11 protein-coding genes are annotated in these 12,290 nt (G+C 54.3%); all 11 read right to left on the bottom strand.

Annotated features, from left to right (window positions below):
• Nucleotides 1-361: 361 nt before the first annotated feature.
• The gene (locus C162_RS29125) at nucleotides 362-1,246 is read right to left on the bottom strand and encodes a UbiA-like polyprenyltransferase (protein WP_051494019.1); all 885 of its coding nucleotides are present in this window, start codon (nucleotides 1,244-1,246) and stop codon (nucleotides 362-364) included.
• A gap of 17 nt (nucleotides 1,247-1,263) precedes the next feature.
• On the bottom strand, nucleotides 1,264-2,547 hold the full coding sequence (locus tag C162_RS29130) for an aspartate aminotransferase family protein (RefSeq protein WP_036700625.1): 1,284 nt from the start codon (nucleotides 2,545-2,547) through the stop codon (nucleotides 1,264-1,266).
• A gap of 168 nt (nucleotides 2,548-2,715) precedes the next feature.
• On the bottom strand, nucleotides 2,716-4,641 hold the full coding sequence (locus tag C162_RS29135) for a peptidase U32 family protein (protein ID WP_036700627.1): 1,926 nt from the start codon (nucleotides 4,639-4,641) through the stop codon (nucleotides 2,716-2,718).
• Nucleotides 4,642-4,662: 21 nt separating this feature from the next.
• Nucleotides 4,663-5,454, bottom strand: a complete 792-nt coding sequence (locus C162_RS29140) for an energy-coupling factor transporter transmembrane component T family protein (protein ID WP_036700649.1) — start codon at nucleotides 5,452-5,454, stop codon at nucleotides 4,663-4,665.
• Entirely contained in the window at nucleotides 5,447-6,355 is a 909-nt protein-coding gene (locus C162_RS29145) for an energy-coupling factor transporter ATPase (protein ID WP_036700629.1), read from the bottom strand. Before C162_RS29145 ends, C162_RS29140 begins: the two co-directional genes overlap by 8 nt.
• On the bottom strand, nucleotides 6,331-7,197 hold the full coding sequence (locus tag C162_RS29150) for an ATP-binding cassette domain-containing protein (RefSeq protein ID WP_051494020.1): 867 nt from the start codon (nucleotides 7,195-7,197) through the stop codon (nucleotides 6,331-6,333). The genes C162_RS29145 and C162_RS29150 overlap by 25 nt, the downstream gene beginning before the upstream one ends.
• Before the next feature lie 19 nt (nucleotides 7,198-7,216).
• Nucleotides 7,217-7,780: a Gx transporter family protein gene (locus C162_RS29155; protein WP_036700635.1), complete on the bottom strand. Its 564-nt coding sequence runs from the start codon at nucleotides 7,778-7,780 to the stop codon at nucleotides 7,217-7,219.
• The gene (locus tag C162_RS29160) at nucleotides 7,764-8,153 is read right to left on the bottom strand and encodes a NusG domain II-containing protein (protein ID WP_036700638.1); all 390 of its coding nucleotides are present in this window, start codon (nucleotides 8,151-8,153) and stop codon (nucleotides 7,764-7,766) included. The genes C162_RS29155 and C162_RS29160 overlap by 17 nt, the downstream gene beginning before the upstream one ends.
• A 203-nt stretch (nucleotides 8,154-8,356) precedes the next feature.
• A complete protein-coding gene (locus C162_RS29165; RefSeq protein ID WP_036700639.1) occupies nucleotides 8,357-9,892 on the bottom strand; it encodes an HD domain-containing phosphohydrolase in 1,536 nt (511 codons plus the stop codon).
• 500 nt (nucleotides 9,893-10,392) lie between these two features.
• Nucleotides 10,393-11,355, bottom strand: a complete 963-nt coding sequence (locus C162_RS29170) for an alpha/beta hydrolase (protein ID WP_036700659.1) — start codon at nucleotides 11,353-11,355, stop codon at nucleotides 10,393-10,395.
• A 426-nt stretch (nucleotides 11,356-11,781) separates the two neighbouring features.
• A partial coding sequence (locus C162_RS36250; RefSeq protein WP_156949737.1) for an LPXTG cell wall anchor domain-containing protein occupies nucleotides 11,782-12,290 on the bottom strand: 509 nt, incomplete at its 5' end.

Here is a 12,290-nt window from a genome sequence, read left to right on the forward strand (position 1 = left end):
GGGTTTGGGGTTTGGGGTTTGGGGTTTGGGGTTTGGGGTTTGGGGTTTGGGGTTTGGATGTCCCAAAAAGAAGAAAAGCGCGAAGCTCTAAGCTTATTCGCGCCTTTTCTGCCGCTCCGCCCCACTGGGTAGGCCTGTTGTCTTTTTGAAGTTTAATCTTCTCTGGGGGAGGTTAGGACGGAACGGAGAGGAATTTTGGAACTGGAGGAGCGGTAGCGTTCGCCTTTAACTTCGGATTCCTACCGCTTTCAGCGGCTCCAATCAGGGAATCCGAAGTTAACAGCGGCCGGAAGTCCAAACATTCCGCGCAGTGCAGCTCCCCAACCTCCGGCACGCGCCACACTCCGACGCGCTTCCCACCCTACTTAACGTAAAAATAATCAATCAGCGTACACAGCAAGATCACCATACTGATCACCTGATTCAAATTATAAGAAGCCACCTTCATCAGCTTACGGTTGGCAGGCTTGATAATTTTGTGCTCCGTCATGAGCAGCACCGTAGCAATGCCGATGCCCACCAGATACATCCAGCCGAGATCACGCCAGAGGTACAGGAACAGCAGCAGCATAACCATAATGAAATGCAGCCCTTTCGAGATCCGCAGCGCATTCTCCAGGCCGAAGAAGCTCGGAATGGACCATAAGCCGTTCTTGCGGTCGAACTCAATGTCCTGAGTCCCGTAGATGATATCAAACCCGGCAATCCAGAGCATCACCACAGTTCCGATCACGAATGGTGTGAACGCAATATTCCCGGTGACCGCAAACCAGGCGCCAATCGGCGCCGAAGCAATCACAAAGCCCAGATACAGATGGCTCAGGAAGGTGAAACGCTTCGTATAAGAGTAGGATGAGATCAGTACAATGGCTACCGGGGACAACACCAGACAGAGCAGGTTCAGCATCCCGGAGGCCACAATGAACAGGGCATAATTGATGATAATGAACAGAATGACTTCTTTCTCGGCGAGCAGACGCTGCGGCAGATGCCGGTGGGCGGTACGCGGATTGTTACCGTCGAAGGTGCGGTCCACCAGACGATTAAACGCATTCGCCCCGTTGCGTGCCCCGATCAGCGCGATCAGTCCCCATAACATCATATGGCCGGAAGGCCAGCCGCCCGCCGCCCACACCATCGAGATGATGGCAAAAGGCAGGGAGAACAGCGTATGGGAGAACATCACCAGCTCGCTGAACATTTTCAGTTTAAGCGCCGTATGTTTAAAAGCATTAATGATAACCATAATGTTAGGCCTCTTTCTCAGTGAATCGCTTGCAGCACTTCATGGAGTGCATCCAGCAGGGCATTGATATTCCCGGAAGTGACAACAAGCGGCGGCTGGAAGGCGAGGACGTTGCGGCCTATGCCGTTTTTGCCGATCAGGTATCCGCGGTCCTTCAGCTCTTCCAGCACATAGTCTGTCACAGCAGCGGCATCCTCAGTCTCGGAACCGGCCAGCTCGGCCCCAAGCATAAGTCCGCTGCCCCTTACATCGGTAATCAACGCAGGGTACCGCGCCTGGAGAGCAAGCAGGCCTTGCTTCAGCTGCCCGCCAAGCTCAGCCGCACGTTCCGCCAGCCGCTCATCACGGATGTAGTCCAGCACCGCCAGCGCCGTAGCCGCTGAGACCGGATTCCCTCCGAACGTCGAGGCGGAAGGCTTGTTCAGCGATTCCGCAATCTCATCCGTTGTGGAAAAGGCAGCGATGGGCACTCCGTTCCCCAGTGCCTTGGCCATGCTGATAATGTCCGGCACGACGCCGAAATGCTCCATCGCAAACATCGCTCCCGTCCGGCCGTAGCCGGTCTGGATTTCGTCGTCAATCAGCAGTACACCGTATTGCTCAAGCAGCGCCTTCACCTCACGGAAATAAGACAGCGCAGGCATGACGATCCCGCCGTTCCCCTGAATCGGCTCCACGATCATTGCAGCGATGGTGTCTCCCTGGGCAACGAGTACTTCCTTCAGATTCTGGATGGACTGAGCCGCCGCTTCCTCCAGCGTCAATTCCGGATGATACGGGCGCTTAATGAACGTAACATCCTCATCGAGGAAGGCATCGGTTCTCCACATTTGCAGCCCGGTCACACTCATAGTGAGATTGGTCCGGCCATGCAGGCCGGCCTCCAGAGCGATGAAGCCTTTGCGGCCCGTATGCATCCGCGCCAGCAGCAGCGCCCCTTCATTCGCCTCTGAGCCGCTGTTGACGAAGAATGTCCGGCGCAGCGTGCCCGGCAGCACTTCTTCCAGACGCTCCGCTAAGTCTACATTCGGCTGGGTCAGATAGATCGGCGAGGTGTGCTGCAATTGCTGCAGTTGTGCTATCGTACGTGAAGTAATAGCCGGATTACAGTGGCCGCAGGCAACCACAGAGACTCCCGCGAAGAAGTCGGTGTATTCCTTGCCTTTCTCATCGTAGACGTACTGCATGCTTCCGCGCACCAATTGCGGGGCATCCCGGTAAAAATGTGCGGTGCACGGGTAGAAATACTGCTTCCTTTTGGCAGCTACCGCTTCTCGTCCAATGATGACGCTCTGTTCCATGAAGTTCCCCTCGCTTTCAATAGCTGATGATTTAACAATAATGGCTAAGCAGGATGATCCCAAATGAGGCATACCTGTCTATTAGTTTGTGAAAAAAGGTACTTATAATTGCGCCATATGCCCTTATTATACTCGCAGCAGCGTTATTTTAAAATTGAATTATTAGCATTAGTTAAATTGCAGTGAACCGAGGGTGTACCCCGCATATACCGGCTTCAGTCCGCCCAGCAGATCATCCTCCGGCTTCGTTCCATCCATCGCAGCCTGATAAGCAGCAATAATAGTGCGCAGCTCCTCTATACTGTATGTTGCGCCTTCTATCCGGAAGCTGGCAATCCCCAGGCCGTTCATTTCACTAAGCATCGGGAGATAGCATAGCTCCTTGGCGAACAACAGATGGCAGCGGCCATATTGGTCACGGTAGACCGGGTTCTCGCCCTTGTCAGTCTTAAGCACCAGCACATCATTGCGGACATATTGATTGTCTTCTTCCCCGATCGGCTCCATCACCTCTGTATTCTCGAACAGATCATGCTCCATATACATCAGCGCAGGCGTTCCGTGCACCACAACCTCCAGCGGCAGGTCGCTGCGTGAGGTGAAGGAGGCGAAATGCTCCAGGGTCATCTCCGGCGAAACAGTCAGCTTAGTAAGGCCCAGTCCCGCATACAGCCCGGCAGACAGATGGTTGTAGACATTCAGATTAGCGTCGCCCATCAGCGGATAACCGGTTCCACGGTAGCGGCGGATCGCCCCCAGGTTCGTAATGATCAGGCCGTCAATCGGCAGCCGCTCCCCGTTCAGCAGATGATCATACTGGTCGAAATGCAGCTCATTCATCATGCGCGGCAGGCCGAGATATAGCTTGGTATGACCTTTTACCGCTCCAAGGTCCTTAATATCCTGCTTCGTAAAAGGACGGTCCGGCTCAAACACATCGCCCGGCAGATACAAGCTGTCTACTCCCATCTCCAGTACGAGACGCGCCTGCTCCATATTATTCACACGCACTGCCAGCTCAGGCTTGTTAAGGGTACTGCGTCTGTCTTCAGCCATTCGCCCCCGCAGCTCCGTCACCCGCTCCGCAGACAGCTCACGTTCGGCAGTCGGCGTACTGAACACTTTGCCGGTGCTGTAGAACTTGCCTGTTCCCTCATAACGACGGTTGATATTCGATAGTCCCGGTTTGCCAAAAGCATACGCCGTGGAGAAATCGCGCTTACGGTTGTTATACAGCTCTTTGGAATCCTTGGTCCGGTCGAAGCCAAGCGGATCATCGATATAACGGTCAATCGCATCGCCGTAGCTGTTGGACAGCATCACCATGAATTCTTTATCGCGCATACGGCCTTCGATTTTGAAGGAAGTAATGCCGGATTCAATCAGCTCCGGAAGATGCTCATACATGAACATATCCTTCACCGCCAGCGGATATTCCGCAGGGAAGACATAGCCGTCACGTTTGATCCGGTAATCCCAGCGGCAAGGCTTCATGCATTTGCCCCGGTTGCTGCTCATTCCGAACACCTGGGAGCTGAAATAACAGTTCGCCCCGTGTACAGAGCACATATCGCCGTGGATGAAATATTCCAGCTCCATGCCGCTTCTTGCGCCCAGCAGCTTCGCGGTCTGCAGATCCATCTCGCGGGAGGTAACGACCCGGCTGACGCCCAGCTCCTTCAGCGCGTGGATCATCTCCAAATTATGCACATTCATCATGACGGAAGCATGAACCGGCAGATTCAGCCCCATCTCGCGGATCAATTCCAGCACCGCCATATCCTGCACGATCAGCGCATCCGGGCGGACCGTGTCCAGGAAGCTAAGGTACGCTCTGGCCTCTTCCACATCCTCTTCGCTGAACAGATTATTTACCGTGATATATACTTTTTTGTCCATACTATGGGCGATATTCAAGGCTTCGATAATCTCTTCATGACTCAAGTTATAGCCCTTGCGCATCATTCTCATGTTCAGCACCGGACCGCCGAAATACACCGCATCACACTTCGATTCAATGACAGCCTTGAAGATCTCGAAGGTTCCCGCAGGTGCCAATAACTCCACTTCTTTACCATTAAAATAACGTGCCATTTCCGTATCCCCCTAAATGTCTTACAATAATGCTACTGCAACTCCCAGTACAACGAACATAGCAACAAAAAGCGTATCCGCCGCGCCCCACCTGAGCCGGTGATACCGGCTGCGCGGCGCATCCATGCGGAAGCCCCGAGCTTCCATGGAATAGATCAGGTCCTGGGCGCGCCGGAACGCACTGGCGATGACCGGAACCAGCAGCGAGACAAGCATCCGCGCCTTCTCCTTCAGCGGCAGCTCCTTCAGATCCGCTCCGCGCGAGGCTTGCGCCTTCAGAATAATCTGCGCCTCATCGAGAATCGTCGGGATGAAGCGGAGCGCGATGCTGATCATCAGCGTAATCCGGTCCGGTGACAGCCTGAGCTTCTTCAGCGGGGCCAGCACTCCCTCCAGCCCCTGGTTCAGCTTGCCCGGCGTTGTCGTGAACGTCAGCAGCGCGGTGAAGGTCAGCAGGAACAGCATACGGATCACAGAGAATGCCCCCAGCCGAAGTCCACCCGCATGCAGAGAGAATGAGCCAAGCGACCATAGCACCTCCCCTTCCTTCACGGACAGCGCCTGTACAATGAAGATGAACAACATCAGATAACGCAAAGGCTTCGCAGCCTTAATGAAATATTTCAGTGGAATGCGGGTCGTCGCCATCACCACGATGGAGAAGAGCGCAACCAGTCCGATGGATATCCAGGAAGTGGACAGCAGGATGATAGCAACATAGAGCAGCATTCCGGTAATCTTGGACCGGGCATCCAGCTTATGTACCCATGAGCCCGTATCAATGCTGCGTCCCAGCAGCAGACGCTCATTCATGGCCATTCCCCATTTCTTCCGTGCCGGAGGTATTCAGCGTGCGGCGCTCTTCCAGCAAGGCCGCAAGCCGCCCCGCGAGGCCCTCGGCTGTAAGGAGCGGCTTCTCTCCGCTAAGGCCGAAGCGCTCGGCGGCAGCCTGCCAGTAACGCAGAGACTGCGGAACCCGCAGCCCGCAGCGCTCCAGAATCGCCGGATCAGCGGCCAGTTCGCCGCCGCTGCCCTGGAAGGCGAGCTCCCCCTCCCTCAGTAGGACCCAGTTGTCAGCATAAGGCAGCAGTTCATCCATCCGGTGCGTCACGATGATGATCGTCCGGCCCTGCTCGCGGCACAGCCGCTCCAGCAGCGCGATCAGCTCCGCCCGGCTTACCGGGTCCAGGGTGGCAGTCGGCTCGTCCAGCACGACAATGTCCGGGTCCATCGCCAGCACCGAGGCAATGGCTGCCTTGCGCATCTGTCCTCCGCTAAGCCGGAAGGGATTGCGCTCCAGCAGCGCCAGATCCAGTCCCATGTCTGTCATCGACTTGCGTGCCCGCTCCTTGGCCTCCTCCAGGCTGACTCCGAAGTTCAGCGGCCCGAAGCAGAGATCCTTCTCTACCGTATCTTCGAACATCTGCTGCTCCGGGAATTGAAAGACGAGGCCTACCCTCCGCCGCAGCGGAAGCAGCCTCGGTGATTTCTCCCCTGCAGTTATCGTTACATCCAGCACCTGCACCGTGCCTTCCGTCGGCTTAAGAATGCCGTTGAACAGCTGGAGCAATGTAGATTTACCGGAGCCGGTGGCTCCGGCAATGCCGGTCAGCAAACCCCTGGCAATCTCCAGATTAATCCCGTGCAGCGCCGTCTGCTTCCACATACTCCGGTCAGCATACGTATAGCTTACTTGCTGTAGTTGTATTGCCATAGTGTGTCTATAAGCTCCTTTTCGCTGGCGGGTACATCCACCGTAATTCCCCGGCTCTCCAGTTCACGGGCAAGCTGCCAAGTATAAGGCTCCCGCAAATGGCATTTCTCCAGCAGCTCTGCATCACGGAACAGCTCCGCAGGTGACACATCTGCCGCGATGCTACCCCCGTGCAGCGCCAGCACCCGGTCCGACGCCAGAATCTCATCAGCATCATGAGTAATCAGCAGAATCGTGTAGCTGCCTTCTGCTTGCATGTCGCGCAGAATCCCCATCAGCTCGTCGCGGCTGCCCTCGTCCAACATAGAAGAGGCCTCGTCAAAGATGACGATGCCTGGCTTCATAGCGAGAATCGAGGCGATGGCCACACGCTGCTTCTGCCCGCCTGACAGCTCTCCGGGATGCTTGGACAGCAGATGGCTGATCCCGAGCTTACCGGTATAGAATTCAAGCCGCTCCTTCATCTCTTCGTAGGGCAGGCACAGACCCTCCAGGCCGAAGAGAATATCTTCTTCCACCGTCTGACCGATGAACTGGTTATCGGGGTTCTGGAAGACCATTCCGATGCATTGCCGGATGGACTGAATCGTCTCTTCCTGCAGCGTATGTCCGCAGACAGAGATATGGCCGGCACTCTTCGGAAGCAGCGCATTCAGCAGCTTGACCAGGGTCGATTTTCCGCAGCCGTTAGGCCCCACAATGCTCACCCATTGACCCTGCGGGATCGACACGTTGATATCATGGAGAATCGGATGCTCCGGGTCATAGCCGAAGGATACGCCCTCAAGGGCAATGACTGCTGGCTTCTCACTAGCTTTTATATCGTTGTACGCTTGATTCATGTTACTCATCCTTCCGCAGCTAGTGACCCGGTCCGTTCAGGAACTCTTCAAATAAGGATATTTTGGATAGCGAGTCAACCACATACCGGACGGCGAAGCCGACAGCAATGCCTGTAATAATGCCTGTGATCAGAAGAACCGGCAGGTAATAGAAAATACTTGTTGAATTGAATACGAATGAGGCTGCGAGCAGCTGTCCCGTATTATGAGCCAATCCGCCCGCAATACTGATGCCGATGACACTGAACTTTCTGCGGCCAAGCTTCACCAGCGCGAACATCACAATGAAGCTGAACAGGGAGCCGAACAGGCTGAACAGCAGGCTGGATAGCGTACCAAGCAGGAAGGCGGTCAGCAATGTCTTGAGGATCACCAGAACCAGGACATCGCGTCCGCGCAAAAAGTAAATACAGGTCAAAATCATTATATTGGCGAAACCCAGCTTCGCCCCGGGCATCAGCCCCACTCCAGCCAGCGGGATCTGTGCCTCCACAATACTCAGCACCACAGCAACGGCAGCGAATATAGCAATAATTACGGTCCGCTTCAGCGCTGTAGCCGATTCACTACTGGACATAGCCATCTACTTCATCCTCCCCGGCCGCACTTGCAATCTCAACCAATACCCGGTGTGGAAGGCATACGATGGTCTGCTTGGGCAGCGTGATGAATCCGAAGCCGAGGCAGACCTTATCCGGGCAATCCGCATCGAACATCTCAACCCCGTAATCATGCACCTTCAGAATGTTATAGCCCCGCTCGGTGCGGACCTCAATAGTCTGCTCTTCTTTGGTTAGGGTTATCGTTTTGAATAACTTACCATCTACTGTTATATTGGCCTTGAGTTCTTTGCCTGGCCCACCTTTATCAGCATCGTTTGACAGCCATCTTGGCACGAGAAAGGCGAGCGCAGCAATCAGAACGATAGAAATCAGCAGCACATCTGCGCGTTTCATAGAAATCTCCCTTATTTTTTAATTAAAATCCAGACTTAATAATTATAACGGTCTGCCCTCAATCCTTCAATGAATGTAGTCGTTAATTGTCGCATTTCCATCGCAGTTCACAAAATAGGCACGCAAAGCCGAAGCGGAACCTCCATAAACTGGATAGTATCCGCTTCGGCAAGGAATATAAGGATATGCTTTCATCTAAAGTGTTACCCCGCTTGGACAGGCTGAGCATCCTTGCGGGCTTCCGGCTTCTCTCCGAAGTAATCCAGGAACAATCCGGCGAATTCAGGGTCCCATTGGCTGCCCCTGCCCTGCTCCAGAATGCCCAGCGCCCGTTCGTGGTCCATCCCTTTCCGGTAAGGCCGGTCGGACGTCATCGCATCATAGGCGTCCGCTACCGCGATAATCCGGCCGTGCAAGGGTATATTCGTACCGGCAAGACCATCCGGGTAGCCGAGGCCGTCATAACGCTCATGATGCGAGCGGACGCCGCCCAGATAGGGTGCCATTTTGTCCGCCGGTTCAATCTGCCGCAGAATATTCTCCCCCAGCACAGTATGGCTCTGAATCTGAAGGAACTCCTCATCCGTAAGGGCTTCTTCCTTGAACAGGACGCTGTCTCTCACCCCGATCTTGCCGATATCATGCAGCAGGGCTGACTTGCGCAGATCATCCAGCTCCTGCCCGCTCAGTCCGGCCAGCTGTCCGATAATCACCGAATACTCCGCTACACGGAGCGAATGTCCTGCCGTATAAGAATCGCGGGCATCCAGTGCCACGGCAAGGGTGGAGAAGTAGCTGTCCAGCAGCTGGCGGCTCTGCTGCTCCCGTGCCTGAAGCCCGCGGACCATCATGTTAAAGCCTGCCACCAGCTTCGAGAACTCATCGGAGTACTCATCCTGCACCTGGACCAGATTGCCGTCCTTCACCTGGTTCATCGCCTGATACAGCTCATGGATCGGATACTGTACGCTATTCGTCAGCAGCCAGGCCGCAATGGAGGAGAACAGCGTACCGATCAGCAGCACCATCCCCGCCCAGGCCCAATAGCTCTGAAGTCCTACGACGACTATCGAATTCCCCTCACCATTCATACGGATATGTGTCGCCATAATAAACAGGAACAGCGGGAAGGTGCCGATCAGCATACAGCTCACCAGGAATTTGGGGCGTATCGGCACGAACACATGGCCCTCCAGGGAAAAATCCACGCTATACTGCTCCAGCGCACGGTTCCTGAACTCCTTAATCAGCGGAATAATGGAGGTGCAGGTCAGGAAGAATTCAATCAGGGAATGCATACAGGCCACAAGCACAGCGCAGCACATGGCCAGGATCAGATAGAAGTAAGGGAACGTAACCCAGCCGGCACGGATCATCCAGAAGGTCAGCAGCAGAGCCGGAACGGATAATCCGAGCAGATGCGGCCCCATAATCCGCTGAACGGCCCGTTTGGGCAGCTGGTGCGTGTGCAGATATGCTTCTTCCAGCATCGATAGCGCAGCATTCTCCTGAACCAGTGCAGCCCGTATAGGTCTGATCTGTCTGAGAAAAATAGTAATCTCTATGGACGCCATAATCACAAAGGAACAAAGAAGCACCAGCAGGAGCCGGTAATATTCAACCCGGCTGATCTCCAGGGAAGATAACATAAGCAGACTCCCGACTGCCAGTACCGCTACAGCTGAGCTGAAGATGTAGTTCCGGATCTGTTTCTTTAAAAAAATTCTGTATAGTTCCATCTGTCCCCTCATTCCCGTCCCGGCCGCAGCCCAATATACAGTTGCATATATATGATCCCCGTGTTATAATAAAATAATATTTGTTTTCGAGTATGTTTATCCCCATCAAGAAGATGTCAGGCCGATGAATCACTTCTTTATATTATCGGCGGTTTGGACACAATATCTTACGTTTTCTTGCAGTACTTTTCCTTTTTATGAGACTAAATTCGAACATAGCATTCCGATTCACACTGGCGCGGCCACGGAGCCGCAAGGACAAAAGAGAGGTAGGGCTTTTGTCGTATTGGAAGGATTTCTCTCGCCACACGGCTGCTGGAAATAACAAGGAATAACGACACCCGTTTCGCTCACAAACGGCGGGGGATTTATATACCGATAAGACATGGCTGGCTGCTTCTCTGTTCTTCAGGGAAAGGCCCCATGTGTGGAACATAATTAGCGCCCGATAACCGCTGTCTGCGGATATCGGGCGCGTCTACGTTCTAGGGGTTTTTATCTTACAGATTCAGCGGCAGCCGGGCTGTGTGTACATAGCGTTCTACGAATTCGCCTACTGTGCGGATGTATGTGCTTTTATCCGTATCATAGGACAGGCCATGCCCTGCTCCATGCACCACCAGTTGCTCCTTCGGACTCCGGCAGGCCTCATACAGCTCATTCATCATCGCATAAGGCACGAACTTATCCGCATCTCCGTGGATGAACAGAATCGGCACCTGGGCCTTGCGTACCTGCTTCAGCGCAGACGCCTCCCCGAAGGAATAACCAGCCTTCATCCGGGTCACCAGACTGGCCACCGGCACAAACGGGAAGCTGGGCAGATGGTACATCCGCTTCAGCTGATAGGACAGCTGCGCCTTAACCGAGGTATAGCCGCAATCGGCGACAATCACCTTGACCTGCGGAGGAAGCTCCTCACCGGACGTCATCAGTACCGTGGCTCCACCCATAGATACACCATGCAGCACGATTTGCGCGTCCGGACCGTTCTCCTGCAGGACAAATCCGATCCATTTCAGATAATCCCGGCGCTCCGGCCAGCCAAAGCCGATATAATCCCCTTCGCTCCGCCCGTGTCCTCTGGCATCAGGCAGCAGCACATTGTACCCCAGATTCTCATAATAGTTCTTAGCGGTCGCCCCCATATCCTTGGCCTTCCCGGAATACCCGTGGGCAACAATGACCGTCCGGCCGGCAGCACGCTCTGACGCCAGATAATAGCCTTGCAGCTTGAGTCCATCCTCAGACACCAGCTCCACCTCACGGAAGGTCTGCCGGGACACCCACTCCGCCCCTTCTCCCCACGAGGCTCCAGCCACCGGCGGCGGATCGATCTTAAGGTCTGGGGTCTTGGCCAGGAATTCCTTAGGGGCCCGCTTAATGGCTACTCCATAAAAATAGAATCCGGCATATCCCACCCCTGCGGCCACCACGATCAGCACCACAAGCAGGGTTATCATCCACATCAACGTTCCTCCTTCAGTAAGCAACCATTCCAGCCAGGGAATAGGATCTTTTGCTTAGTGTAATTTGAGCCTAGTATAGCACGGGAGTACGGCTAACTGAAAATACAGCCGGGGCTAAGGCAAGATTCAGCATGAATGGATGGAGTATGAATTACGACGACGCTTAGGAGCACGCTCCGCAAACGGAACGTTGTTCCAATCGCTCTTGTATCCAGATTTTTTTACATTCCCCTAATCGGTGAAAATCCGGATACAAAGGCGACCGCTCCGCTTCTCCACAATCATTCCGCCCGCTCCGCTGTTTAAGTGTAGGAGTATCAAATGAAAAAAGAGCTGCTCCAGGAGAACTTCATCTCCGAAAGCAGCCCTTGTCAAATTACAGGGTCATCGTTTGTCTATATAAATCTCAGTTCCGGTGATTCACTTACGTTTGCTGTTTCTGGTGGTTCTTCTAAGAATCAAGCCCAGACCAGCGAGTGCCAAACCAGCAAAATAATAAGGAGCAGGACTGGATTCGCCCGTCTTCGGCAGCATTCCATCCACAGGCACACTGCCTAGAGGAACCTCATCATCAATAATGACTACATCGGGTGCCGGTTCCGCTGAAGGCGTTGGCTCCGGTGTTGCTACTATTGGCGCAACCGCAACAGCCGGTGTCGGCGTTGGGTCCGGTATTGTTGTAGCTATTGGAGCTACTACAGGTCCCAGCGGCAGTGGATCATCATTCACGGCCACATCATTGCTCACGATAAATCCAATTATCGGAGTCGGCGTAGGCACTGGAGGGAAACTGGACGGCGGCGATGTTGGCGCTGGCGTTGGTTCTACCGTCGGTGTCGGTGTCGGTGTCGGCGTTGGTTCTACCGTCGGTGTTGGTGTCGGCGTCGGTGTCGGCGTTGGTTCTACCGTCGGTGTTGGTGTCGGCGTCG

The organism is Paenibacillus sp. FSL R7-269 (genome assembly GCF_000517865.1).
Taxonomy (GTDB): domain Bacteria; phylum Bacillota; class Bacilli; order Paenibacillales; family Paenibacillaceae; genus Paenibacillus_AQ.